This is a genomic window from Providencia sp. AGC89, assembly GCF_053543535.1.
In genome coordinates this window covers 219,349-245,587 of record NZ_JBIXLP010000090.1, presented here as the reverse complement: position 1 = coordinate 245,587, position 26,239 = coordinate 219,349, and the positions used below count along the sequence as shown (strand labels likewise).

Below are 26,239 nucleotides of genomic sequence, written 5' to 3'. Positions count from 1 at the left end.
TGTTACTGGCAGTGTAAAAATGACCCCATATTGGCAATTGAATTTTGACCCCTGACGTAATATAGCGGTTTTACTTGTGAGGCCGCTTTTCAATGTTAACTCAGGAGAAGGTTGTGACAATAAAAGTTCTCAAACAACAGGGGAAGTCGATCAAAAGGATTGCTCGTGAAACAGGTCTAGCGCGTAATACGATTAAAAAGTATTTGCAACGTACTGATACTAAACCTGTTTATCAGCGTAAAACTCATCGTCCAAGCAAACTAGAGCCATTTAAAGACTATATTCAGTCTCGGATTGATGCGGCTCATCCTGATTGGATACCGGCATCCGTTCTTTATGAAGAAATTCTTGCTTTGGGATATCAAGGAAAACGTCGAATATTAAGTGGATATCTAGCGACTTTAAAACCTAAAGCATTGCCAGAACCTCTTGTACGATTTGAAACAAAGCCAGGAAAGCAGTTGCAAGTTGATTTTACCATTATTCGGCGAGGTAAACAGGCATTAAAGGCGTTTGTTGCAACGCTAGGTTACTCTCGAGCCAGTTATGTTCATTTTTATGACAATGAACGAACCGATGCATGGGTTGATGGATTAGTCCGTAGCTTCGAGTTTTTTGGCGGTGTTCCTCATGAGATTCTTTTTGATAACGCAAAGGCGATCATCCTTGAGCGTGATGCTTACCGAGTAGGAGAGCATCGTTGGAATCCTAAGCTTTTATCTCTTGCTCAGGATTATGGTTTTAACCTGACCGTTTGTCGCCCTTATCGAGCCAAAACAAAGGGGAAAGTTGAACGTTTTAACCGTTACCTAAAATCAAGCTTTGTTGTGCCATTACAAGCAACATTAAGGATGTCAGAGTTACAACTGGATGTCCAAACTGCAAATGGTTATGTCGGTTACTGGTTAACTCAAGTTGCCAATGCAAGAGTCCACGGTACGACAGGTGAAATACCGAACCAACGCTTAATCACAGAGCAGAATGCCTTACTGCCATTGCCGATAAAGTTTGGCAATATTGATAGCTATCAGAAGATAAAGATGACACCGATGCCATTTGAAAGCCTACAGCATCCGCTTAGCGTCTATGATCAACTGTTGCAGGGAACATTATGAATTTACAATCTGAACGTATTGCTGATGCTTGTCGCCAACTAGGACTCTACGCATTACCTGAAAGCTGGCCTAGGATTGCTGAAAAACACCTTGAACAAGAAGGGTCGTATGCTGACTTTATTGAAAAACTTCTGATTGAGGAAATCAATGCTAAGATGCAGCGTACTAAGGCGACACTCTTGCAGTTTGCAGGGTTACCTAACATCAAAACGCTTGAGGAATATGACTTTAACTTTGCGAGCGGTGTTCCTAAATCCCAACTAATTGAATTATCGGGTCTCAGTTTTATTGAACGTCATGAGAACGTTGTTATGCTGGGTCCGAGCGGTGTTGGAAAAACCCATTTAGCGATAGCTCTCGGCTATAAAGCGATTATGTCGAATATAAAAACGCGATTTATTACCGCAGCAGATTTAATGTTACAACTGGGAACCGCACATAATCAAGGTAAATTAAAATCCTACTTACAACGGGTTGTGATAAGTCCCAAGCTCCTAATTATTGATGAAATTGGTTATTTACCTTTTGGGCGAGAAGAAGCGAATCTCTTTTTCAACGTAATAGCCAAGCGGTACGAAAAAGGAAGTACGTTATTAACTAGTAATTTGCCCTTCAGTCAATGGGCAAGCGCATTTGCCCATGATACAACATTGACAGCTGCGATGTTAGATAGATTATTGCATCACTGTCATGTGATTCAAATTAGCGGTGAAAGTTATCGTTTAAAGGATAAGCGTAAAATAGGCATTGCGCCAATCGTGTCTGAAGTGTAGTCAATGGGGTCAATTGTAAATTGCCAACTGGAGCCTTAAAGGGGGCAAAATTAAACTGCCATTGACATCCGAGAAGCCATCAATCCCTTCTTTTGAAGATGCTGCTCGTAAACTTCATACTGAATTACTTCCTGGCTGGAAAAATGAAAAACACGGTAAACAATGGATCACTACACTGGAACAATATGTATTTCCATTTATCGGCTCAATGACATTAGATACCATTGCCCCCGCTGATATAGCTGACACATTACGCCCTATCTGGTTAACTCGCTCCGAAACTGCCTCTCGCGTCAAACAACGTATCCATGCGGTTATGCAATGGGCATGGGCACATAGTTATTGTTCTGCTAACCCTGTCGATGTGGTCGCCCATTTATTACCACAACAAATCAGCGTGAGTATCCGTACCGAACATCAACCTGCAATGCCATGGAAATCACTCCCTCTTTATATTGCAACCTATGTATCCACAGATGAACGATACAATGTCACTCGTGCCTTACTCTTATTTGTCATACTCACCGCCTCACGTTCTGGAGAGGCTAGAGCCATGCGATGGGGAGAAATTGATTTTAAACAACGAGTTTGGACTATCCCAGCCGAAAGAATGAAAGCTGGCATGCAGCATCGAGTTCCCTTATCGGATCAAGCTATGTCGCTACTCCATAGCTTAAAAGGGCTACATGATGAATTGGTTTTTCCTTCCCCCAGAAAACAAGTTGTCCTTTCCGACATGGTGCTCACTGCATTCTTACGGCGTACGAAAGCCCCAAGCGATAATCCTAATCGCGTTGCAACAGCACATGGCTTTCGTTCAACTTTCCGGGATTGGTGCTCTGAGCATGGCTATTCTCGGGATTTAGCTGAAAGAGCACTCGCTCATACAGTCAAAAATAAAGTGGAAGCAGCTTATCACCGAACGGACCTATTAGATCAGCGACGCCCTATGATGCAAGCGTGGGCTGATTATCTCTTGCCTTAAACTAAAGAGCTAGCCAATATGGCTAGCTCTTTTATCTCTTATTAACAATAGAAGGCATGGGCTGTAGAAAACTTATGTCACTACAGGCAAATCCACACCAAATCTGACCGATTTTAACCATCTAGACTTTATTAATAGGAGTTTAATCTACTATCGATTTTTGCAAATAATTAGGTACAAAATCACAGGGTAAATATCTGAAAATCAGCTCGCTTGTGCTTCTCCATAACTTTGCGACATATATGAACCGCCTGTTGCCACTATCCAGTCTCAATAGATTCTGGATAATGGCTGGTTACCCTTTACCGAAATGACCACTCAGTGATCGCAAAGTCTACGATTTTGTTATGCCGTTTATCTATTGCTTCACAATCCCACACTGAGTTCTCGCTATCTTTAACGAAAGAAGCAATCTCAGCCTGTTGGTTAAGAATGGGGGTCTTTCTGTAAGACATTAACTTATCGGCAAATGGTTTGTTTCCGATGGACGCATTGTGCGACCCCTGATATGAGCATCAGGTTGCCAAGACAATTGAGGTATTCAGAGCTAAAGTCCTCGGAATATTCACCCTGCTCATTGAGTTCATATCCTGTTTCGAGAGGACTTCCATCAGTAGGCGTGCGCGGTGCTATATGTTCAATTTGTTGGTTGTGTAGTGGTTTAATAAATTTGGCCACCTGAACAGAGGTGATATGCTCACCTCAGAACAACACAGGTGCCTTAATGAAAAAACGAAATTTCAGTGCAGAATTCAGACGTGAATCAGCCCAGCTGGTTGTGGATCAGAACTATACAGTTGCAGATGCCGCGAAAGCCATGAATGTCGGGCTTTCCACCTTGACGCGGTGGGTAAAGCAATTACGGGACGAACGGGCAGGCAAAACACCGAAAGCATCCCCTATCACGCCGGAACAAATTGAGATACGTAAGCTGAAGAAAAAAATTCAACGTATTGAAATGGAAAACGAAATATTAAAAAAGGCTACCGCGCTCTTGATGTCAGACTCCCTGAACAGGTCTCGGTGATCGGGAAACTCAGAGCGCATTATCGTCACCAGAATGGCTGAGCTGGACAGAGAACGCCTGCTCAAATGGATAATTGCATGGTGTGGTCTTTCAACTGCCTGGTGTCGGAAGACAATAATGTTTGAAACTTTTTTGCCTTCGCAGTCCGTTCTTTCGTGTCAATAGAAGGTATGTATGACAATAAAGATCAATACTTAGATTCAATCAACGTGCCTATCCAAAGAAAAATTGTGACAACAAAGATTGAAACTCACTTTTGGACAGAAGTGAGCCAGTGATTTTGCTAAATTATTGATTCTTTAATTACCTAAAGTATGGAAACTAGCTTAACGGTGACAAAAAATTATTGAGCTTCGAACTCCGAAAATGTAACATACACACTGTGTTTCATAGTGGTGACAGGTCTTAGTAACTGTCCACTCTTAGCAATAAGAGTGAAACTAATTTCGAAGGGTTCGACCTTAGTGTATCTCGTATATGCTTACTCCAGTAGGAGTGTTAACTTATTGTAAACTAAACTACCTCTATGAAGCACCCCCCCAACATTAGGAGAAGAAGGTGGCTTTAGCAGACAATATTTGGTGGACAAGAAAAGCTCGAATCCAAACAGAGAAACGACTTTTATCTAACGCTTTTCACTCACAAGTAATACTACTCTGGTATTCATTCTTCTCTGTCGCCGTATCCGTTTATTATCTAAATAACCCACAAAATGGAATCGAAGCAATCTCTTGGGTTGTATATTCTGTCCTCGTACTTTGCATTTCAGGTTTCATCAATGGGCTTTCATTTAAGGAAAGAGCAAACCTAATCAAAGAATGTTATGAAAGTTTGAATAGCATTATGCATCAAGCCTCCAAGCCAGATCCTGATTTGGACACTTTATCAACAGCCTACGAATCTAAGCTAAATGCTTGTGAAAACCACACTGACAAAGATTTTGCCATCGCACTATGCCAAGAGTATTGGGCAAGTACTAGCAGCGTAAGACAAGTAAGCAAAGATTTCCATTCAGACACCTCGGAAAACAAACAACAACCCAAACAAGCTCTTACTAGAATACCAACATCACATCACTGGTTTTTAACGGTATCTTATTTTGTTGTTAGATTGTTAACTCTTGTGTTTTTCTATGTCTTGCCAGTACTGATATTGCTTGCATTAAACTCGTCTTTATTCTTATCCACTCCAACTTGTACTGGTTGATAAAATGCGTGTACAAGACCAATTTAATAAAGAGTTTAGGCACGAGAATCTAAAAGAAATCTTTTCCAATTATGTTGTATATTCTGGTGCGACTGGCATAGACAATATGAATCAGTATTCTTTTAGAAAACAGTTAGACCCACAAATTGAAATCATTTCTCGTAAAATGATTGAAGGTTCGTATACGTTTTCCAAGTACAAGCTAAAGTTGCTGACTAAAGGGAGAAATAAAGCCCCTCGTGAAATCTCTATCCCGACAGTGAGAGATAGAATTGCATTACGTGCAATGTGTAACTTTCTACAAGACAGATTTGCAGAATCAGTGAAGTTCACGCTTCCTCAAGATGTCATTAAAGATGTCAAGGCTCACACTTTATCTGGTGACTTTGATAGCTATATTAAGTTAGATGTTTCGAATTTTTATCCATCGATAAGACATAAAAACCTACGCTCTCAATTGAGAAAGCGCATTAGGCAAGATCACATACTAGACATGATCTTTTCGGCTGTCACTGCCCCTTCAGTTCTAGTTTCGAGAAAGGATGATAAGCCAAGTGAAGTAGGCGTACCTCAAGGGTTGGCTGTTTCCAACATCCTTGCTGCCATCTACCTCCAAAACATTGACAAATTTTTATCTGAATTGCCTAACGTAAAATGCTACCGCTACGTTGATGATGTATTAGTTCTTTGTTCTGCTGATCAAGCACGTGATCTAGCACAAATCATTATCAAGAAGTTTCGCAATATTGGTTTAAAAATACACAGCCCTGAGAACGCGCCAGAGAAGTCAAAAATTGACTCACTTGCTAACGGTTTTGATTATCTTGGGTATCAATTTACCAATGAGCATATCTCTGCAAGAAACGGTTCGATTGAAAAGTTAAAGGCTTCTCTTGCAGGAATTTTTACAAGCTATAAGCACTCTAAAAATAAGAGCTTAAAAATTTTAGAATGGCGATTGAACCTACGAATCACTGGCTGTGTGTTTGAGAAGAAATGTAAGGGTTGGCAATTTTTCTTCGCTGAGATCAATGATGAAAAACTACTCCACAGACTAGATCATTATGTCCTGCGCTTATGTAAGCGTTTTGAGGTAGAAATCAAACCTAAAAAGTTTGTTCGTACTTTCAAAGAAATTAGCCACAACAAATATAACACCAGTTATGTACCAAACTTCGACCAGTATGACGTACCTGAGATGAAAGAGGTGTTAGTTCAATATTTTAGTTTTGATTTGACCAATATACCTGATGAAGAAATTCGTTACCACTTCCATAAAAAAATAGGTTCTCAAGTCAGAGAGCTAGAAGTTGATGTGAAAGACTTTGGTTACTAGGTTACGTGTCCGGTTAAACAAGGGGAGATGTTTCCTCGATCCTATAGATGCCAGACAGGCATTACTGGCATTAGGTAAAATAGACCAAATAATGATTCAAAGACGTGAGGCTTAAACTGTAACTAACTTGCTTTGGGGCAAAAGCTTGTTAGAACAAAAGGCAGACTGCGACAAATAGCATCGAAAAGTTTCGGACTTTATTGTCATGGTTTCAGTATTCATTGTCGAGTTTCAAGCTTTAATGTCCTCTGACACCTGGACCCTCTCAAGTAACGATACTGCCTCAACAACAATAAAAGTTGCCGAGTTGACGATGGCTGAATTGGAACAGTGAGTGGGATATCGACAATAAGGGTAGTGGACAGTTTACTGTACGTCCGCATTTCGCTCAGACCAGCCGGTCAGGTTTAGTTATGTTCTACCCAACACCTGTTAGTTCAAGTCTGAGCTAATACATATCAGATAACGGGAAGTGGACATCATCAATATGCTACATATGCGTGATCGTAATACTTCGTCATTCATCTCTGGTCACTATCACGAAACCTTTTCTTTTTTGCCTCCTGCATCGCCTGATGCCTTCTTCGTCTGGGCACCTCATTGGCGCCAAATATAATAACAAAAAAAATTAATGCAATAACAATCAATAAAATAATCATTTGCCGTCCTTTTTCAGTTTTTTATCAATCCCATCCTCTTCCTTTTCAATCGATTTTTTACGACGTTTTTCAAGAGCGTCCGAAGCCTTTTTCCCTGCAAAAGCTGATGAAATTGCAGTCACTAATAACCCAACAGCAGCCAGGATGTTTTTACTTTGTGACAAGACCATATTCCTCGTTCAGAAATCTGTAGAAACCTTTGTCTATATTGCCGTTATCGAAAGGTTCCCGGCCATGGACATCAATTAAAGTATTACGCAGTTTTTGTATCTGCGACTTTAAATCATCCACCGTCATTTCACCAGAAGCGTACTTATACCTCAGCAGTTCAAGCGAGACAATCGTTTCGAGTTGGGCTACATCAGTGGCCTTAAGATCTTTGCTTTGCCGCAAACGCTCAGCTGCTGCTGTTACTACAGTAGGCTCGCAATAATCATCGGAGTCTTCAAAATGATAAAAGTTTTTTGTATTAGTGGCATGGTTTACTAAGCGCATACAGTTTTTACCCAATTGTCAAAATTTGATTCGCTGTCATTAAGTACGGAAATAGATTTCTCGTAATGAGTCATGACCTGACGATGCTGTTTATGAACTATCAACACCGATCGGGCACTGTTCCAGAGGAACGGGCCAGCAATAAGGTAGTTCAGCTTTCCGGTTCGCCCAAGAGTTCCTGTTACCAGCAGAATCATCTGTATAACAAGTGCAGTGCCATAAGCGATCACCGCAAGTTGCGTCTTATGTAGCTCTTTTTCATCTTCTGGAGTATCCAGTCCCCTATGAGCAAAAGCGGCATAAGAGAGTAAAAGCAGCTTCATGACAGCGTAGCTAGATATATCAGCTGTGTTTATAGTTCCGTATTCATCTCCCAGAGCTTCCATCAAAGGGTTAGAAGCCGCATAGCCTGATGATTTGGTGGGATCCTCTTTCCATTCTGTAAAAAAAGAAGAAAAGGGTAAAGGTAACCCTTTCGTTGTGGGTAAATCGGAAAGATAGTGGGTCAGAATATGCAGGATTGCTTTAAGATGCAGGCCGAGTCCACTGCTCCCGGGAAAATTACTTTCGAGGTATTTTAGCACCAGCGAATATACAGTTTGCCCACCGACATCTTGCCCATCATACGTATAACCGTCTGGTAGTTTCTGATTGAGATTAAAGTCGTGCCCAAAGATAGATCGATGGTTAGCACCTGCCCGGTAATCTAAGGGACTGGTACCTTTACCCACAGGCTTAAAATATTCATGCAGCTTTACGAACTTTTCTTCCAGTGCATCAGCATAGAGATTTGTCATATGTGCAGCGCCAGCCCCCATGATCCCAATGCAAATTGCCACAACAATATCATTGGAATTGAGTGCACGATAGTCCGTCGATATCTCCAGGTCGGCAAGCATCGTCTTGAAGTCTACCGTATCGATTGCCATTTTGGCCCGGTCATCCAGAGACAAGTGAGCGGTGGTCGGGTCAACTACAATTTCACCCGTATGCCGCTTTACCAGATAGTCCAAGTTGGTTGCTCTTTGATTCCAGTATGCATCTTCCGGTTCTGCTATGAAAACCGATTTAATTTTGTACCATATATTCGCCATTACGTCCTCATGTGCTTTTTTAAGCAGAGCTATGTTCAAGGCTGCTGTCCGTCAGCATGACGGAATAGTGGATCCCATGTGACAGACTGATTGATAAAGGCTTATTTAGTGTCCGCGGGATGGCCTATGGTGCAAGTGGTATTGTCCTAACAATGCCTCCTACCAGACGGACATTCACATATTGCTTGTGATCATAGTAATTTATCTCACCACTGATCTAGGCCGTATTGTTTCCTTTATCTGCGTACAAATGACCAATTAGCTCGTATTGTAATAGAAGGAACCACATCATCATAGGACAATGGAAGCATATTAAAAAAAGAATATGCTTCCTCATCTGAGATTTGGTCGGTAAATCTACTATCAGAATAAATGATAAATTCAACAATCGATATTATATCGGCGTTCTCATTAAGCAATTTGCTATTGCGATAGGATAGCAAACTTGCTCGCAACATGCTGTTTTCGTCAATCATAAAAATCCTTTATCCAAAATACTCATTAAGGCTCGTGAAAATTAACTTGAACAACAATCATCCAATATTTATCCTTTAGCAGGAGATAATACCAGTGTAATGCGAGTATTTACAACATTAGACACAAATAGTTTATATGCAAAATGAGAAATGGCTTTCCTATTTATATAAGGGGACATTTATTATAATTATCCGTTTTGGGCACAGTCGTGTGCCCTTGAATTTAGTACATCATTAAAATGATGGTAACGTCTAATAAGGAATTACTTATGAATAAAATCAATTTATTGGTTGCTGTTGGTGTTTTAGCTCTGAGCACATCAGTAATGGCGGAAGAACAACGCTATGCGAGTATTACGCATACCAGCTCAAACTTTATTAATCGAGGCTATTGTGGTTACTCATTTATCCTTGATAATGGCGGTAACCATATGGTGTTAGACCATGCTGGATTTGGTGCCCTTGAACTCACGCTGCGAATGAAAGATAGGCAAGGAAAAGTACTAGGTGATGAGGTGTTAGAAGTTGATCCGTTTGGTGATACCGGTGCATCTCGAGCCACATTTACTGGGTTAGAAATCCCTTGTGAGGATATCGCTGAATTCGAAGTGGTTAAAGCTGTAGAAGATCAGAATGGACGTAAGGTTGAGTTACCACTATCGATCTTTGAGGCCAATAATCCAGAGCTGGCTAAGATGAGTGTGGCAGGGAAAAAATAATTTATGTAACTTCAGATTTGATCTGAAGTTACTAGATGTTAGTTGCTTATCAAATTTTCAAACCTCAAACCTCAAACCTCAAACCTCAAACCACTAAGTATACATTTAATTAGGTTGGAGCCTATTCCGTGTTTTATATCCATCAGTCCAGCTTCAACCCGTAGAGATGATTGAGTCATTGTGGATGAATAACTGCGTTGAGCGGATCAGTTTAATGTGATGATGCGATGCCAGTCATGACTTGATAAACTGAGTATTAAGCCATTGGTTGAATGGGATAAACAAGACGCATGATAAATGATGGTCTGAAACAAACCAGAGGTTCTGGTATTGTTGGGAGTACTAACTTATTGAACAAACTCATTTAATCGATCCTTATTCACTCAAATATAACTCCGCCATTCCATCTAAACGGCTTTTCACCTCTTTCCAATTCGGCATAACACTGGTTAGCAAACGCCAGAAACGCTCGCTGTGGTTGTGCTCGGCAATATGGCATAGCTCATGCAAAATTACGTAGTCGATACACTCTTTGGGTGCTTTGACCAAATGTGGATTCAGCATGAGATTACCCTTCGTTGAGCAGCTTCCCCATTGTTTGGTCATCGGCAGAACCCGAAAACTCGGAATTCCTTTCACCCAAGTGGTTTGTGGCAACAATGCGGCTAAGCGTTCGTGGAAGATATGCTCGGCACGCACGCTATACCAGCCTGAAACCAAAGCTTTGGTCAGAGCTTGCTTATCTTCGTTAAAGCGGTTTAGCGTCACTAGCAGTTTGCCTCGTTCCATTTTGACGTTAGAAATAGCATCTCGGTCTTCAACCACTTTGAGAACGTAACGTCTACCAAGGTAGAACTGCATTTCACCGCTGACGTATTCTTTGGCCTGCACATATTGCAAGTGACCACGAAACTCCTTCAAAGCAGCATAAATCCATTTCGCTCGCTTCATGACAGCGTCATGGATATCACTACGTTCGGCATCATCAGGAGCATTCACCACAACTTCGCAATTAGGATGTACCTTTATCGCTATCTTGCGCTTCTTACCTTCTGGATGAGGCTTACGCACCACTTCATAAGTCACCGCTTCATCACCATAGATGAAGCTGTACTCTTCTAGCTTGCCTTCTTTAGAACTTACCGATGTCATTAATGATGACCTGCCACGCCTAAGCGAGTGATTTGAATGATATCGGCAAGAATAAGCTTGGCAGCATCTAAACCTAGCCCAGCGTCACGAACTAACAGCGGCAGTAGTTTTAGCCTGATTTGGTTTTCAATTTCAGACGGATTAATTGAGAATTCCGCTACCGCTGATTTGACACACTCATCAATATTAACGGCGTAGTCGAAGCATTCCTGTTCTGATAACGGATTGATTGGAAGGTGTTTTAGAAACAAACCATAATAAGCCTGAACATTGCGTTTAATCTTGGGATCAAGCTCGGCGAAACGGTCAGTTGGGATACCTTCAACTTTGCGCTCTTTCACTTGCTCTTCAAAATCAGCAAATAGCAGATATTGTTTTACAGGTGCATCAAACATCTCTTTGGCTTGTTCAATTGCCTTTTTCAGCAGATCAGAGAAATACTCTTGTGCGTAAGGGTCATCTGCTAAATCTTGCTCAATCATTTTGGTTACACGACCAGTGATAACATCTTTTTTGTTGCGGGCCTCGTCGTCACTCATCTCTTCAGGTTTGGCGGCTTTACCCATATTACCGACCAGATAAGCACCGTCTGGCTCTTTGATTTCAACGCCACCAATATGTTTATCTAGCAGCGCCCGAATATCTTCGGCATACTGATCGTAATCTACGGTTTCTTCAGCATCTTCACGTACTTGCTTACGCAGTTCAGACATCGATTTTAGCGTCTTTTTATACAAATCACGCTTATCGTCGAAGCTCTTATCATCAAAATAGGTTGCTGATTGGAGAGCCACTTTTAAACAGTTTGCGAACAGCGTCAGTGCTGAATAGAAATCTTCGCGTTTTTTCAGATTGGTATCGGTCAGTTGACCATCAATGGTTTCAATCTTAGGTGTTAGAGCTTGGCGTAGCGCCTGACCATCTTGCTTGTTTTTCACATCAGCAAAAATAGCCCATAGGTCGTTATACAAACTCGGCAGCTTTTTATATTCGGTATCCATACGGCTATATAAGCCTTTGAGATCCTCAATGTCGAATCCACCTTGAGTGCGCTCAGCCAGTTCTTGGTAATCAGCAATAGTGGAATCTAGCTCTTTGAGGATGCCGCGATAATCGATCAGATAACCGAATTGTTTTTTCTGGTGCAGACGGTTTACGCGAGCAATCGCTTGAATGAGGTTATGCTGCTTCAGTGGTTTATCGATATAAAGCACAGTGTTTTTTGGTTCATCAAAACCAGTCAGCAGTTTATCCACCACAATCATAATGTCGGGGCCATCTTCACGACCAAAGGCTTCGATGATCTGTTTGGTGTAGGCTTTTTCGTCCATGCTACCAACGTTCTCTTTCCACCAATTCTGTACCAAGTCTTTGCTTTCGCCATCAACGGTATCGTGGCCTTCACGGGTATCAGGTGGCGACATCGCTACCACCGAGGTGACTTTACCAATCTTATCCAATAGTTTTTTGTATTGGATTGCTGATGCTTTAGAGTCACACGCCAGTTGGCCTTTTAAGCCTTGGCTTTTGAAGTTTTGGAAGTGGTCGGAAATATCATAAGCGATTAACTCCAAACGTCCTTCGGTTTGGTAGATCTGGCCTTTCTGGGAGAATTTTTTCTTCAGGTCAGTACGCTGTTTTTCCGACAGTTTATCCGTTGTACGGTCAAACCAGGCATCAATTGCACGATCATTGGTGCTGAGTTCTGGAATACGCTCTTCATACAAAAGCGGCGTAACGGTTTTGTCTTCCACCGCTTGCTGCATGGTGTAGGAGTGGATGATTTTTCCGAATTTGTTTTCGGTCTTATCATCTTTCAGCAGTGGCGTCCCCGTAAAACCAATGTAAGCAGCTTTGGGTAAAGCTTGCTGCATAAAGATATTGTTGGAACCGTTTTGGCTACGGTGGCCTTCATCGACCAACACAATAATATCGGGGCTGTCGTTGTAGCACTCTGGCAAAGTGACTGCCGTACCGAATTTATTGATGATAGAGAAAATAATTCGCTCATTGCCTTTACCAATTTGCTCGGCAAGGCGTTTGCCAGTCGTCGCCATTGCCTCTTTTTTGTCTTTATCCGATAACGCTCCACCAGAGGCGAACGTGCGAGCTAATTGATCTTCCAAGTCAACACGGTCGGTCACGACGACTACGCGACACTTTTTCAGCGCTTCTAACCAGATTAACGCTTTCGACAAAAAGACCATAGTGAACGATTTGCCCGAACCTGTGGTATGCCAAATCACGCCGCCGTTACGTGCCCCATTATCATCAAACGAAGTCACTCGTTCAATCAGGGCTTTAATGCCAAAGACCTGCTGATAACGGGCAACGATTTTGCCTGCTTTTTTATCGAATAAGGTAAACAGGCGCGTCATTTCTAACAGGCGATCATGGCGCAGCAGAGACACCAATAAGCGGTCTTGGTCGGTGACAACGAGTTCACCGCCAGCAATCAGTGACAGATATTCGTCGCGCACTTTGGCTGGGCGATGGTTAAACAGCAGGTCGAGTTTATCTTGCGCTAATGGGGTGTTTTTCAGGCGAAGATAGGTCGCTTCGGTGATCTCTTCTTCTTTCCATTTTGCCCAAAACTTCTCGGGTGTGCCGCAAGTACCGTACAAACCATCGTTACCATTTATTGAAAGCAGCAATTGGCTGTAGGCAAACAGATGAGGAATTTCGTCGTTTTTCTGATTACGGATATTTTGCGAAATCCCTTCGGAAATCGTCGGTTTGCCTTCATGAGAAGAGTCTGGGCGTTTCGCTTCAATCACTACCCAAGGCAGGCCGTTAACAAAACACACCACATCGGGAATGCGTTTACCTGTGCCGTGGGCATTTTCAATTTCCATCTCTTCGGTGAAGTGGAATTGGTTATTCTCTGGCGTTTCCCAATCGATGATTTGAATGGTTGGATTGGTCTTTTTGCCATCGATAAATTCCGTCACACTGATGCCATAGGTTAGGGCATTGTAGAGCTTTTCATTCGCGGCTCTTAAGCCTGCGTTCATCGCTGGGGTCGCCAGCTCTTGAATGATTTTATCGATAGCCGAATCTGAAAGCGGATAGGCTTTACCCATAAAGGTATGGGTTTTGTGTTTCAGCACACTGCGCAGCACATTGGGTAGAATCACTGATGATAAGCGGCCACGCATCGCCAAGCATTCAGCAGGCGGAATAAATTGGTAGCCAAGGTTGGTGAGCAGCGTTAGTGCGGGTATTTTGGCACTGTGCTCTTCGCGAAAATTAGGCAAAGGTGAACTCATGACTCATCTCCCCAATACTCACGTTCAAACGTATCCAGTTCTTGAAGGCGTTCACCAATAAATTGAATAATGTCATCTTCAGGCATGGTGGCAAGTTTGATTCTATACCCGCGATAAGTACCATTCCCTTCAATCCAACGTTCAACATTACAAGCAGTGAGAATCAACGAGTCTGCTTTACTTTCATCAGAATCTCCCTCTAGGTGGGCGTAAACATTAATTGAAGATTCACCTTTTTCACCAGAAAGAAATAGCACAACATCCGAATTGGTATCTTTCCAGCTCGCTAAAGCAAATCGCAAAGCAGGATATCCGCTCCAATGATGTAACCGAATCGCAATCTCTTTTCCTAGTTTGGACTGAAGTGCCGTTTTCAGCCTTTGATGATAGTCGTTTATCGCTTGCTGTTTAGTTTCCTGAAGCTCTTTAATAGTAGAGAGGTTATCTAAGACAAAATCGAGGGTTTGTTGATTAACCGATGGCTGAGACATAAGGCTCTCCAAATGTAAGATGAATTCACGCAGCAATAGCGTCCATTTATGGATAGGTTGGGAAAGAAACTGTTCCGCTAGCTGAGTTTTTAAAGCAGAAATTAACGAGGGATAGCTGATGCCATGCCAGCCACTTGGTAACGCTTCACCTGTTGGAGAAAGCACTACAAAAATAACCTGTTTACCTGCAAAGCGGGTTTGATTTTGCTCTTCTCGAACAAAACGTTCATAGTCATCAAACGGATTATTTTGCTGATGGTAGATTTTATTCTCTAACACCATCACCCAATCAGCACTTTCTAGCAGTAAATCAATACGTTTGCCTGCTTGAGTTTTGACTTCTCGCTCGGGCACTTCGGTTAATGCGCAATCTAGAGAACGATAGTCTTTAGGTAAACAAGTCAGTAGTGCCCTTAGTGCAGTATCACCGAGTTGATGTTGACCGTTGCTGTCACAAAAGAATGCCAAAATATCGGTAGTGGGATTTTCGTAATACCCCTTACTCCCAATACTAAAAATGGTGGGCTCTGCAACTTCAACTGGCTCTAGTTTTTTAAACTCCGCTAACAGTTGCTGCATTCGTTCCAATGCGTTTGTATCCATGCCTAGCCTTTATTTATTATTTGACCGCCCGTTATTCGGGCGGTATTTGCTAATTATTATGCGGCGACGTTTTCATCCACTTTGACTCTGCGCTTACCCGTCAACAACTGCTGCATCAGTGCCTTTTTCTCTTGTTTTAAGGCATCGAGCTTTTGTTGCAAAGCGGTGATTTCCTGATCGGCACAGGAAAGTATGGCAGCGATTTTTTGTTGTTCTGCGATAGATGGTAAAAGCACTTTGAAATTCTGAAGGAGGCCGAGCTTAATATACGGCATCGCGCCATGTTGCTTTTCTCGATCTATATCTCGCATCAGCCAATAGAGGATATACTGATGAAGAAAAGGGACATCAATCCCAATAAATTCCGAAAGAATATATGTTCTCTGGTAAGCCTCAAATTTGCCGTTGAAATAATGAGTTTTTCCAAGCATCCCATTACCAGCGATCAAAAGCGCTTCGCAGTCATAGGAGTAGTTATCACTTTTGGTCGGCTCACTCGCACAGGTGAAAAAAGGGTAATTCCCTTCTGGATTACCTTCGTTTACATCCTTCTTGCCGGTTTTTATTGTGCAAAGTGATGCTAATCTCTGGTGCTCCCACTCCCCTTCAAACACCTTCCCAGTTTCAGGATTAACCAACCGTTTCTTACCCGTCAACAACTGCTGCATCAGGGCTTTTTTCTGCTGCTGGCTGGTTGCAATGAGCTTTTCGGTGGTTGCAATCGCTTTATCCCAAGTGGAGAGGATTTTGGCGATTTTGCGTTGTTCTGGTAGTGGGGGTACGGGGACTGTAATTAATTTTACTAGTGCACCACTCAAGTTACTCTGGCCTGCTGAGTTACTCATTCCTCTGATTTTTTCGTATTGACTCAAAAGAAAATTAAAGTAAAAAGCTGGTTCTTGATCATCATTGAAAATAATTGCGGCACAGTTCTGATTAGTTGTCGCTTCAAACGTTAAAAGAGCAACCTGACCTCTTGTTTTCCCTTGCCCAATCATCGCAAGTAATACCGTGCCTGCTGGTACAATCTTTGCCGAAGAATTTTTTAGGCCTAGTTCACTGATATACTCCTGCACATCCTCTAAATTTAAAATACAGTTTTGAACCTCGGTAGTTCGTACCCAAGGAATCATTCCATTTTCCCAATACTCAGGTTTTTCTCGGCTTGGTGTACCACCTGATGTAATTTTTGAAATTTCAAATAGGGGTCGAATATCCCATCCCTTAGGCACCATAACCCAACTCCTCCAAGTAGCCTGCCATTTCCGCTTCCAGATCAGCCAGTTCATTTTGCAACGCCAAACGTTCACTGCGAACTGCCATCAAGTCGATCTCTTCTTCTTCCTCAAAGGTATCAACATAACGCGGAATATTAAGGTTAAAGTCGTTTTCAGCAATTTCTTCTAACGTCGCTAGGTAAGCATATTTATCCACGCTTTCACGCGCTTTGTAGGTATCGACAATCTTCTGGATGTTTTCTTCGGTCAGCACGTTCTGATTTTTGCCCGATTTAAACTCACGCGAGGCATCGATAAACAGCACGTTTTTATCGTCTTTATGCTTTTTAAAAATCAGAATGGCCGCAGGAATGCCTGTGCCAAAGAAGAGTTTTTCTGGCAGGCCAATCACCGCATCGAGCAAGTTTTCTTCAATCAGTTGTTGGCGAATTTTGCCTTCTGATGAAGCGCGGAATAACACCCCATGCGGCACCACCACACCCATACGCCCAGTTTGTGGCTTCAAGGTTTCAATCATATGCGAGATAAACGCATAGTCGCCTTTGGTTTTTGGCGGCACACCACGGCGGAAGCGGCCAAAGTGATCGTTTTCGGCATCTTCATGGCCCCATTTATCTAAGCTAAATGGCGGGTTGGCGGTCACCACATCAAAGTGTAGCAAGCCACCGTTGGTATCCTGAAGTTTCGGGTTACGAATGGTGTCGCCCCATTCAATGCGGTGGTTATCTTCGCCGTGCAGGAACATGTTCATTTTCGCCAGTGACCAAGTTGATCCAATCGCTTCCTGACCATAAAGGGCATATTTCTTCGAACCACCAAAGTTCTTCTGTACTTGCTTGCCACACTTCATCAATAGCGAGCCAGAACCACAGGCAGGGTCACAAATGGTATCGCCTTCTTGCGGTGCAAGGATAATCGATAGCAGATCGGACACTTCCGCAGGGGTATAGAATTCGCCTGCCGATTTACCGCTACCCGCTGCAAAGTGTTTGATCAGGTATTCGTAAGCGTTACCAATCACATCCAGAGAACCAACACGGCTTGGGCGTAGGCTAAGGGTTGGCTTACCGAAGTCTTCTAGTAAGTGGCGCAGAATATCGTTTTTCTGCTTTTCATCACCGAGTTTATCGGTGTTAAAGCTAATGTCTTGGAAAACGCCTTTGAGTTTAGTATTCGCTTCTTCAATCGCGTGGAGTGCGGTATCAATGCGGGTTCCATTACCTGCTTCAAAACGTGCTTCATACAAATCCCAGAATGAGCTGCCTGCTGGAATCTTAAACGACTGGCTTTCGAGCATTTCGGCGATCAGTTCAGGAATATCACCGTATTCGGCTTTTAGCTCTTCGACTTTATCTTGGTGCACATCGGAGATGTACTTTAAGAACAGCATGGTAAGAATAAAGTCTTTGTATATGGATGGATCGACTGTACCTCGGAAGGTATCACAGGCATTCCATACCGCTTTGTTGATTTCGGATTGGTTGATTAAGGTATGTGGCATAAATCCTAGCTCTTAATTGTTAGATGAATTCATTAAGTCAGTTGCAATCGCATTTAACTGCTGCTGACGGTTATTAATTAGCTTATGCAGTAGGGCATTTTCTTTAATGCTGGCGGCATAAAGCTTGGCAATGGTGTTCTGGGTTTCGATACTGGGTAAGGCAATCGGTGTTGCTGCCAGCACTGGCTTACGAATGCTAATTTGAAAACTGCCTTCGGCACTGCGTTTAAAATACTGCTGTGCAGGGGTTTGATTTAGCTGCCAGGTTAAAAATTGAGTGTTCACTAAACCTTGCCATTTCGATTTAAGGTGTAAAAGAAACAGATTAGGTGCGCAGGTCGTGTTTTCTAAGTCGCCATCAACATAGCTGGCAATATGCTTTGCCCCTTTGGCACTAAACAAAATATCGCCTTTTTTGAGCCAATCAGGTTCACGTTTACCTGTTAGATCGGTGACGATTAAATCGCTGTAGATTAACTCGCCAAGTTCAGAGATATCTTTAGCTTGTACCGCTTTCACTGAACCACTAGGAATATCGCGTATGGCCCCCCGAAACGGGTAGCCCGCTTGAATGGTCACCAAATCCGATAAGGTCACTAATGTCGAGGAGCTGACTCCTTCAATCATTGGCCTTGTTCTCCACACTTTGAATAATTTACTTATTCTGCCACTTATGAAGAACGTTGCAACACTTAACTACAGTAATTAAATGATGCAAATTAAACCTTTGGCAATATTGTTACCTTCCGGGACTCAGAGCAGGCAACCATTGATGCCATCACCTTGTTTGGAGACAAAAATACCAAAAATGTTGTACTGGAGAAGAGCTATAAGGAGTATATGGAAGGCTTTAACGATATTGTTACAGGTCAAGTGCGTCGAGGTTTTATCGATATCGTAAAAGAGTTGAAAGAACGCTTTCCAACCCCAGAACATATTGAAAAAGAACAAGATAAAAAAGAATTTGCCAAGCTTTTTGGTGAATATCTAAAAGCAGAAAATTTTAATGCTGGCTTCTTTGCTTTTTACACTCTTCCATTGCGATGGAATAACCAAGCTCTGTATCTTGATTATATTCATAGCCAATAAAAGCGTACTCTAAATCAATATAAAAAGAATCTTTATATTGCTCCCCTGTAAGGCTAATCACAAAATTATCACCTTCAAAAGAGTAATAACGTTCCATTCCATTCATACTTCTCGCCTGCTTTAGCACACCATAATTTCTTTTTAAACTATTAATAATTTTACCAAGAAGATTATGATAGTCCTTCACATTGGCCGGTTGACTTTTATAGCTGATAGCAAGTAACCCATTGAAAGTAAATCTATTATATTTGGGCATAATCAGCAGTTCATATTCTCCAGTATTTTTTATTGTTTCATCTAAGTTATTGGCTTTTACGACTACGAATGGGCATCTTTTGGGATCATTAATTATTTCATATGGCTCTGCTAGTTTGCTTTTAACCTCATCTAAATCATCACCCCATCTAAATCCGAATGGTGCAGAGTTTAGATCACTGAGAGTATTTTTTTGGGCTATCTTTTTTAAAGATATTGGTTCATTATCCGAGTTAGCCCAGGTAGTTATAGATATTATGGATATAAGAAATAAAGAAACTACATTTATTATTTTCACTTAGTTGTTACCATTGAATGATTAATCATTAATTTAAGGCACCTATTGTGCTAATTTATTTTTACGTAAAAAAAGCCACACTAAGTGCTGATGAATCCCCTAATGATTTTTATCAAAATCATTAAGTTAAGGTAGATACACATCTTGTCATATGATCAAATGGTTTCGCCAAAAATCAATAATCAGACAACAAGATGTGCGAACTCGATATTTTACACGACTCTCTTTACCAATTCTGCCCCGAATTACACTTAAAACGACTCAACAGCTTAACGTTGGCTTGCCACGCCTTACTTGACTGTAAAACTCTCACTCTTACCAAACTTGGCCGTAACCTGCCACCCAAAGCGAGAACAAAACATAACATCAAACGAATCGACCGATTGTTAGGTAATCGTCACCTCCACAAAGAGCGACTCGCTGTATACCGTTGGCATGCTAGCTTTATCTGTTCGGGCAATACGATGCCCATTGTACTTGTTGACTGGTCTGATATTCGTGAGCAAAAACGGCTTATGGTATTGCGAACTTCAGTCGCACTACACGGTCGTTCTGTTACTCTTTATGAGAAAGCGTTCCCGCTTTCAGAGCAATGTTCAAAGAAAGCTCATGACCAATTTCTAGCCGACCTTGCGAGCATTCTACCGAGTAACACCACACCGCTCATTGTCAGTGATGCTGGCTTTAAAGTGCCATGGTATAAATCCGTTGAGAAGCTAGGTTGGTACTGGTTAGGTCGAGTAAGAGGAAAAGTACAATATGCAGACCTAGGAGCAGAAAACTGGAAATCTATCAGTAGCTTACATGATATATAATCTAGTCACTCAAAGACTTTAGGCTATAAGAGGCTGACTTTTAGGTTGATTTAAAAGCAAAAAAGCCCCTGTCCGTGAGGACAGAGGCTTTCAGTGGCACACCTGTTGAGATAAAAGAGCTTGAACCAAGGTGGCGTGTTGCAGCGGCCTTCGGCGTTTTGTTCCATGATATTAGCCCGTATCAGACTAGTCCCTAACAGACGAGGATTGCGGCTATCAGTGGAACCCTTTTAAAAGGCAGGTAGCGCCCACTACCTGCCTAAGTCGCATCTAGTACTGACTATAGCCTATCGTACGGTAATTCGAACTGTAGTGTTTAGAGTATTCTTTGGCTAGGTAATTTAATTGTCCTGGAACCACATTATAATCATCAGTAAAGGATGATGCTTCTTTGTTTAAACAGTACCGATAGTTTTCTGAGTAGTGAACTACAGTACGGTTATCACCCATGTAACAATTATGAAAGGCTATAACCTATGCTCCGGGAACTAGCACGATAGATTTTAGTGTGCTCTTTGGCTAAGTAATGTAACCGTTCCATTAATACCGCTCGATCCGCTTCAAACGTCATTGAATTCTGATTTAAGCAATACTTACCGTTATTAGGATAGTGTACTAATGCGCCAGTCGGGTCTGAGATAGGGTCTAATTGGAGCTGTAACGCACTGTACCACGCGGACGTGATCATCGTCCTTAGACTCGGTTCATCTAAGTTATAGTCTCCTAGGTGATAGTAGGCGTCTTTATTGAAGATTAATACACAGTGGTAGTGAGGGAGCTCAGAACTGGATTGTTCTTTTACCCATACGTAACGCAATCGGTTAAGGTAAGTACGTTGACCTTTTCGCCTTTTACTGTATTGATAATGTTTAAGCTTAGCGTTTAATGAATCAATGAAACGAGACATCACTTTATCTAGGTTAATAAAGCAGGTTGGCATATCCCCGTGGTTATCTATGACAGGAAACCGTAAGTCTACACGTAATGCCATAATACGTGTATAGTCAGTTAAGGAACGGGTTAAGGTCTTTTCTATGATTCTTATATAATCAGGGTTATAAATGGAATCGTTATCATTAGACATAAGTTTACCTTAGAGCCATGGATAATGGCTCAGTGATTAATTTAAAGGGTAGGGTATAGGTAATGAGGGTTACCTATACCCAGTTTGCGTTAATGGTTAATTCGATTACAGACCTAATGATGAATATGTATTTATAGTGATATTCACTAATAGGATTATATGGCTAGTAGATATATACCAGTTAATTAATAGATCTATATATGGGATATTAGATTAAATAGATCAGTAATAGATTAGAAGTATATTACCTATCCAACATCAATAATATCACTCAGCCCCCTTTATATCACAGTTGGTTAATAAATAACCACTCTGGAGTTAATGTGTATAACTAGAAAAAATAAGGATTTAAATGTAATTCTATGCAATGATACCTAACGTTTCACTGTAAAATCTTGGTTTAAATAATTTTGACTGCCTATTGCCTCCATCATGGGAATGTACTCAGAAGGTCCATCTTTAACCTGTAATAAATCATTTAAATCAAATCGGTAAATATACGTTGTTTTATTTTTTTTCTTTGAAAAGAATTCAAGTCTAGATGCTAATATAAAAAGTGATTTATCCAATCTTTTTGAGTCCCTTAAACTGTTAGGGCCATATTGTCGAATGTAGTTCTTATTAATTTCTTTTATATTATTTTTATCAAAAAAATTATTTAGCCATACAGATAGAGTATCGGCATCTCGATTAGCTACGGAGATTTCATCATTAGCTGGAAATAACTTTAGTTGTTCAAGATAAAACCAGTGAACTAGTTTTCCCGCAGATTGTAAGCTATCTAATGAGATTAATTTTTTATCATATGAAAAATAATGTATTATCGCTGCTAAGCGGAGCCAATGCTCAGCCATTTTAGAGCCAAACTCCTTATGGTGATAAAGTGTGCCTGATTCCATCAAATTTTTCTCTATATCATTATAAGTATCAATCCAGTGAGCTTTTGCTTCGTCAGAAAGGGATAGGTTATATCTTATATTAATTCTATTGCGATTTTGTATTGTTGTTAATGATAATATTTCTGTTAAGCGATGATGAAATTTAGTTAAATATTCAGAGTATGATGTTGTATCTGTAATTATTCTATAACCTTGGGTTGATGCTGGTTGGCTAATCAAACATCGGGCAAAAAAGCCAATATCTTTAGCTTTATCTCCCTTTTTTTGTATAAATTCTTTGAATATAGTAGGTTGAACCATTAAGGATAATGTCATTCTTGCATCTTTAATATATTGATCTTCTTCACTCTTACGAGAGACAGAAAATGGGCTCCCATCCCACATCTTATTAATGAAGCCGAGCTCATTCAGAGCTCTCCCCTCGAAAACAACTCCTGCTTCATCTGACATCAAGCCTATGGAATTAGAGCCTTTGCTGAGGTGATCTTTAATTGCTTGTGGTGTCGCATCATTAAAACAAAATTTATATAGAATGGGCTCTTTGGGCTCAGAATTAGACAAAACTTTAAATTGTGCCTCAAAATCAGATAGGTCATTACCTTTTTGGTATGCGGTAGTAATGAGTTTAGATAATGACTTTTTCTTGAGGTCAAATAACTTTTTATCATGGCGATAAGCACTCATTTCAGTTTGATATTTTTGATTAAGTTCAGCCTCCATTTGATAAATGGGTTTCATGAATAGTTTATCGACGGTACTTTTCCTTTCCCCTGATTCAGCTAAAGTTAGAAAAAAAAGAGAGACAGGCATACTATCATTATTATATCTCAAAACGTTGATTTGGTTCTGACAAGCTAAAGACATAACTCCTAAAGCAGATACAGCAATTAAAGGAATGGGCGCTTGGGTATTTTTGTGAACTTCATTAATGGCATCTTTGATAATGTTCGGTAGAGCATCAATGGGGAATGTATTTTTATTCATATTTAAATTTCTCTATTTAAAACTAATTAAGTTAACTGCTACTCCTGCTATTAATAGCAGAAATAGCAATAATCAGAATGGTAAAAAAAAGATAAAGTTACCCTGATAAATAATTAATCAAAAAATACTTGATAAATTTATTTATTCAATTTAGTCTTTATTTAATTAATACAGTTATGACTAATAGGAGCCTTACTTTTCATTAATCCATATCAGTAAATCACTTAACAACCAGGCACAGGATTTAGGGCCTAGCTGCTTACGTTTAGGGAATTTACCTTCCCGTTCTAGTTTCCATGCGGTTGTGCGGGATATCGATGTGATTATTTTTCGCTCTTTTTCACGAACTAGGCGATCACGAGGTTCTCCATAACGTTTAAGAAGCTCCATACGTAACGTTGAGTTTGGGGTATTTGTATTCATAGTGATTCCTTAGTATTTGCTAAAAGTGGATTAATCATTACAGATAGAAATACCTAAGGAAATGGTACTAAGCTTTTATTAGCAAGATAATATAGAATTATTAATAAAGTATTTAAACTCATTGATTTAAAAGGAGTTATTATTGGTTATGTTAAAAAATAAGATAATCCTAGTCTCACAGAGTTAGTTTTTATCTTGATAATATCACTCATTTAAAGTGTGGATTTTTGTTTGAGTATAGGCTGAAGTAAAATAAAACTTTGGATACTATGAAACTATCTCGTTAGGGCATCGTTTATGAATAAATATTTTATGATTGGGGCTGTGCTAAATAGCTAAGGTTATAAGGACCGTTCTATAAGAAAAAGTAGGGCTAGTCTGTGCAAACAGAAACTGCTATTTAAGCTATTTATTGAAGGTACTTCGGTACGAATTGCCGCAGAGTTAGTTGGTGTCCACAGAAACACAGCCGCTTACTATTTCCATCGCCTCAGAGTGCTGATAGCTGAGCACGTTGATAAGCACACTTGGTTTGATGGCGAGATTGAATTGGACGAAAGTTATTTTGGGGGGCGTCGTAAAGGTCAGCGCGGTAGAGGGGCAGCTGGAAAAGTGCCTGTTTTCGGGCTTCTCAAGCGTGGTGGCAAGGTTTATACCAAGGTCATACCCGATGCTAAATCGAGGACATTACTGCCAATAATTGAGTCAAAAATTTACCCTGACAGCATCGTCTACACAGATAATTTTGCCAGTTATGACGTACTGGATGTGAGCGATTTTAAGCATTACAGGATCAATCACAGCACCCAGTTTGTCGACAAAAAAGACCGGCAAAATCACATCAATGGCATAGAGAATTTTTGGAACCAAGCGAAGCGTCACATGCGTAAATTTAACGGTATTCCGAAGGCTCATTTTGAGCTGTATTTAAAAGAGTGTGAATGGCGATTTAACACACCTAGTGCAAAACAACAATTAACTATGCTAAAATAGATAGTTAAAGGTAAAATTTAAACCTTATCTAGGACAGCCCCTTTAATTTAATCCTCTGTAAATTGATTTATACAGCTCCCAGTCGTGAAGAAACTGGGAACTGTTAATTAAATTAATTTGTAGCGTTTTAAATTTTTCATCCAATACATGATAATGACTTCATTGATTTTTAGTTTTGATCTTAGCTCTTGGGGGATATTTTCAATTATTTTTTTTTGACATATATCATCGGTATAATGCTTACAAATTATAGTATATAAAACTATATATGCTAGTTGTGATCTTCGTTTAAACATTTGATTATCAAACCAACGCTTAATAGATTCTTGTTGTATATGATATTCTTTATTTTTTAATTCGTAGTATTCGTTTGATAATGTTGTGGCTATTGATTCATAATCAGCATTCTCTTGATTTAAATAATGTTTCTTTAGTAAATAACCAATGAACTTCATTGTGATTTCGTTCTTGTCAAGGCTTTTACTTTCCAATTTTATTTTTTCTGTTTTTTCTGTTTTATCTGTTTTATCTGTTTTATCTGTTTTATCTGTTTTATCTGTTTTATCTGTTTTATCTGTTTTATCTGTTTTATCTGTTTTTTCTGTTTTTTCTGTTTTATCTGTTTTTTCTGTTTCTTTAGGGCTACTAGGGGGATTTGACACTCCCACTTTTTTTACAGTAGGATTTATTCCATATAATAATTCAACTGCACATAAGTTTACAAACAAATTATATTTATTTACCTTCAATCTATTTTCTAGTTCAAAATCAAAGTTTCTTCTATCTATTCTATTTTTTATATTCATTAAATCTGTTTGTTCAGATAAATCCTGCTCATCTTTTATAGCAAAAACTTGGCAAACTTGATGATACTCTGTACAGTGGTGACCCAATCCCATGTAGCGATTTAAAAGAAATGTGGGGCAATCATTATTTATAGGAGGCAAAATAACCCAGAATCCAGATGCCTGACCTTTTATGATGTTGCTGTTTGGAACATCTTCAATCGTTGTATTATCATATTTAAACTTTCTAATATCTTCAATACCACTAACTTCAGGTGGAAAACTTGGAGAGCAATATTTTCCATCAATTTCAGGTTCTAAAGGTGAACGACATTTTAAATAACCTACTTCATTATCAAAGTTAACATATAAATTAATATTATACTTTCGCCAGTTCGCTAATACTTCATCAGCTGAAATACCCGTTTCTAGCTCTATATCTTTTAAACATTTAAATTTATTAAGATTATTCATG

Annotated in this window: 23 protein-coding genes and 4 pseudogenes; 10 read left to right on the top strand and 17 right to left on the bottom strand. The window is 40.2% G+C overall.

The genetic code is table 11. The features are described from left to right. Positions 1 to 92 precede the first annotated feature (92 nt). From istA to ACIPUA_RS19670, 3 genes and pseudogenes are all read left to right on the top strand, one after another. Entirely contained in the window at positions 93 to 1,115 is a 1,023-nt protein-coding gene (gene istA, locus ACIPUA_RS19680) for an IS21 family transposase (protein ID WP_316928257.1), read from the top strand. Next, positions 1,112 to 1,888, top strand: a complete 777-nt coding sequence (gene istB / locus ACIPUA_RS19675) for an IS21-like element helper ATPase IstB (RefSeq protein ID WP_040133147.1) — start codon at positions 1,112 to 1,114, stop codon at positions 1,886 to 1,888. Before istA ends, istB begins: the two co-directional genes overlap by 4 nt. Before the next feature lie 67 nt (positions 1,889 to 1,955). Beyond that, positions 1,956 to 2,873 (top strand): annotated as a pseudogene (locus tag ACIPUA_RS19670) (tyrosine-type recombinase/integrase); the annotation flags it as partial. A gap of 302 nt (positions 2,874 to 3,175) precedes the next feature. On the opposite strand, the gene ACIPUA_RS19665 reads toward ACIPUA_RS19670, so the two are convergent. Together ACIPUA_RS19665 and ACIPUA_RS19660 are read right to left on the bottom strand one after the other, a co-directional pair. After that, a complete protein-coding gene (locus tag ACIPUA_RS19665) occupies positions 3,176 to 3,328 on the bottom strand; it encodes a hypothetical protein (protein WP_449060041.1) in 153 nt (50 codons plus the stop codon). Positions 3,329 to 3,332: 4 nt separating this feature from the next. Further along, complete coding sequence (locus tag ACIPUA_RS19660; RefSeq protein WP_410480035.1) at positions 3,333 to 3,551, bottom strand: GmrSD restriction endonuclease domain-containing protein; 219 nt, start codon at positions 3,549 to 3,551, stop codon at positions 3,333 to 3,335. Positions 3,552 to 3,597: 46 nt separating this feature from the next. Between ACIPUA_RS19660 and ACIPUA_RS19655 the strand changes: the two are divergent. From ACIPUA_RS19655 to ACIPUA_RS19645, 3 genes and pseudogenes are all read left to right on the top strand, one after another. Then, positions 3,598 to 3,923, top strand: a pseudogene (locus tag ACIPUA_RS19655) (transposase); the annotation flags it as partial. A 535-nt stretch (positions 3,924 to 4,458) separates the two neighbouring features. Further along, on the top strand, positions 4,459 to 5,106 hold the full coding sequence (locus ACIPUA_RS19650) for an SLATT domain-containing protein (RefSeq protein WP_449060040.1): 648 nt from the start codon (positions 4,459 to 4,461) through the stop codon (positions 5,104 to 5,106). A gap of 4 nt (positions 5,107 to 5,110) precedes the next feature. After that, the gene (locus ACIPUA_RS19645) at positions 5,111 to 6,442 is read left to right on the top strand and encodes a reverse transcriptase domain-containing protein (protein ID WP_154632373.1); all 1,332 of its coding nucleotides are present in this window, start codon (positions 5,111 to 5,113) and stop codon (positions 6,440 to 6,442) included. A 655-nt stretch (positions 6,443 to 7,097) separates the two neighbouring features. Here ACIPUA_RS19645 and ACIPUA_RS19640 read toward each other — a convergent pair. The 3 genes from ACIPUA_RS19640 to ACIPUA_RS19630 are packed head-to-tail and all read right to left on the bottom strand — an operon-like array spanning position 7,098 to position 8,690. After that, positions 7,098 to 7,265, bottom strand: a complete 168-nt coding sequence (locus tag ACIPUA_RS19640; RefSeq protein WP_369107622.1) for a hypothetical protein — start codon at positions 7,263 to 7,265, stop codon at positions 7,098 to 7,100. Further along, the gene (locus ACIPUA_RS19635; RefSeq protein ID WP_272570981.1) at positions 7,252 to 7,596 is read right to left on the bottom strand and encodes a hypothetical protein; all 345 of its coding nucleotides are present in this window, start codon (positions 7,594 to 7,596) and stop codon (positions 7,252 to 7,254) included. The genes ACIPUA_RS19640 and ACIPUA_RS19635 overlap by 14 nt, the downstream gene beginning before the upstream one ends. Continuing rightward, positions 7,587 to 8,690: a hypothetical protein gene (locus ACIPUA_RS19630; RefSeq protein WP_449060039.1), complete on the bottom strand. Its 1,104-nt coding sequence runs from the start codon at positions 8,688 to 8,690 to the stop codon at positions 7,587 to 7,589. The genes ACIPUA_RS19635 and ACIPUA_RS19630 overlap by 10 nt, the downstream gene beginning before the upstream one ends. Before the next feature lie 745 nt (positions 8,691 to 9,435). Between ACIPUA_RS19630 and ACIPUA_RS19625 the strand changes: the two genes are divergently transcribed. Then, positions 9,436 to 9,885, top strand: coding sequence for an IrmA family protein (locus ACIPUA_RS19625; protein WP_449060038.1), 450 nt, complete (start codon positions 9,436 to 9,438; stop codon positions 9,883 to 9,885). A gap of 375 nt (positions 9,886 to 10,260) precedes the next feature. Here the strand turns inward: ACIPUA_RS19625 and ACIPUA_RS19620 are convergent, their stop codons facing one another. Genes ACIPUA_RS19620 through ACIPUA_RS19595 form a run of 6 tightly spaced genes read right to left on the bottom strand, consistent with a single transcriptional unit; the run spans position 10,261 to position 18,766 of the window. Beyond that, entirely contained in the window at positions 10,261 to 11,037 is a 777-nt protein-coding gene (locus tag ACIPUA_RS19620) for a M48 family metallopeptidase (RefSeq protein ID WP_449060037.1), read from the bottom strand. Then, entirely contained in the window at positions 11,037 to 14,306 is a 3,270-nt protein-coding gene (locus ACIPUA_RS19615) for a type I restriction endonuclease subunit R (protein ID WP_449060036.1), read from the bottom strand. Before ACIPUA_RS19615 ends, ACIPUA_RS19620 begins: the two co-directional genes overlap by 1 nt. Next, on the bottom strand, positions 14,303 to 15,400 hold the full coding sequence (locus ACIPUA_RS19610) for a PDDEXK-like family protein (RefSeq protein ID WP_369515532.1): 1,098 nt from the start codon (positions 15,398 to 15,400) through the stop codon (positions 14,303 to 14,305). Before ACIPUA_RS19610 ends, ACIPUA_RS19615 begins: the two co-directional genes overlap by 4 nt. A 56-nt stretch (positions 15,401 to 15,456) precedes the next feature. Continuing rightward, complete coding sequence (locus ACIPUA_RS19605; protein ID WP_449060035.1) at positions 15,457 to 16,635, bottom strand: restriction endonuclease subunit S; 1,179 nt, start codon at positions 16,633 to 16,635, stop codon at positions 15,457 to 15,459. Further along, the gene (locus ACIPUA_RS19600; RefSeq protein ID WP_449060034.1) at positions 16,625 to 18,139 is read right to left on the bottom strand and encodes a type I restriction-modification system subunit M; all 1,515 of its coding nucleotides are present in this window, start codon (positions 18,137 to 18,139) and stop codon (positions 16,625 to 16,627) included. The genes ACIPUA_RS19605 and ACIPUA_RS19600 overlap by 11 nt, the downstream gene beginning before the upstream one ends. Positions 18,140 to 18,151: 12 nt before the next feature. Next, positions 18,152 to 18,766 (bottom strand): restriction endonuclease subunit S, encoded by a 615-nt coding sequence (locus ACIPUA_RS19595; RefSeq protein ID WP_433587424.1) that lies wholly within the window; start codon positions 18,764 to 18,766, stop codon positions 18,152 to 18,154. Positions 18,767 to 18,862: 96 nt separating this feature from the next. Between ACIPUA_RS19595 and ACIPUA_RS19590 the strand changes: the two are divergent. Next, positions 18,863 to 19,174: pseudogene (locus tag ACIPUA_RS19590) on the top strand (type I restriction endonuclease subunit R, EcoR124 family); the annotation flags it as partial. Here ACIPUA_RS19590 and ACIPUA_RS19585 read toward each other — a convergent pair. Then, entirely contained in the window at positions 19,143 to 19,781 is a 639-nt protein-coding gene (locus ACIPUA_RS19585) for a hypothetical protein (protein WP_140179321.1), read from the bottom strand. The pseudogene ACIPUA_RS19590 and the gene ACIPUA_RS19585 overlap by 32 nt on opposite strands. A 194-nt stretch (positions 19,782 to 19,975) precedes the next feature. Between ACIPUA_RS19585 and ACIPUA_RS19580 the strand changes: the two are divergent. Then, positions 19,976 to 20,593, top strand: a pseudogene (locus ACIPUA_RS19580) (IS4 family transposase); the annotation flags it as partial. A 273-nt stretch (positions 20,594 to 20,866) separates the two neighbouring features. Here ACIPUA_RS19580 and ACIPUA_RS19575 read toward each other — a convergent pair. The 4 genes from ACIPUA_RS19575 to ACIPUA_RS19560 form a co-directional block, all read right to left on the bottom strand. Next, on the bottom strand, positions 20,867 to 21,046 hold the full coding sequence (locus ACIPUA_RS19575) for a YagK/YfjJ domain-containing protein (protein WP_449060033.1): 180 nt from the start codon (positions 21,044 to 21,046) through the stop codon (positions 20,867 to 20,869). A gap of 7 nt (positions 21,047 to 21,053) precedes the next feature. Then, on the bottom strand, positions 21,054 to 21,680 hold the full coding sequence (locus tag ACIPUA_RS19570) for an inovirus Gp2 family protein (RefSeq protein ID WP_449060032.1): 627 nt from the start codon (positions 21,678 to 21,680) through the stop codon (positions 21,054 to 21,056). Between the two features lie 374 nt (positions 21,681 to 22,054). Then, positions 22,055 to 23,563, bottom strand: a complete 1,509-nt coding sequence (locus tag ACIPUA_RS19565; RefSeq protein ID WP_210853294.1) for a YfjI family protein — start codon at positions 23,561 to 23,563, stop codon at positions 22,055 to 22,057. Positions 23,564 to 23,755: 192 nt separating this feature from the next. Further along, positions 23,756 to 23,986, bottom strand: coding sequence for a helix-turn-helix transcriptional regulator (locus ACIPUA_RS19560; protein WP_154611508.1), 231 nt, complete (start codon positions 23,984 to 23,986; stop codon positions 23,756 to 23,758). A gap of 357 nt (positions 23,987 to 24,343) precedes the next feature. Between ACIPUA_RS19560 and ACIPUA_RS19555 the strand changes: the two genes are divergently transcribed. Beyond that, entirely contained in the window at positions 24,344 to 24,979 is a 636-nt protein-coding gene (locus ACIPUA_RS19555) for an IS1595 family transposase (RefSeq protein WP_265498985.1), read from the top strand. A gap of 107 nt (positions 24,980 to 25,086) precedes the next feature. Here ACIPUA_RS19555 and ACIPUA_RS19550 read toward each other — a convergent pair whose 3' ends face one another. Next, the gene (locus tag ACIPUA_RS19550; protein WP_449060031.1) at positions 25,087 to 26,238 is read right to left on the bottom strand and encodes a hypothetical protein; all 1,152 of its coding nucleotides are present in this window, start codon (positions 26,236 to 26,238) and stop codon (positions 25,087 to 25,089) included. Position 26,239: the final 1 nt, after the last annotated feature.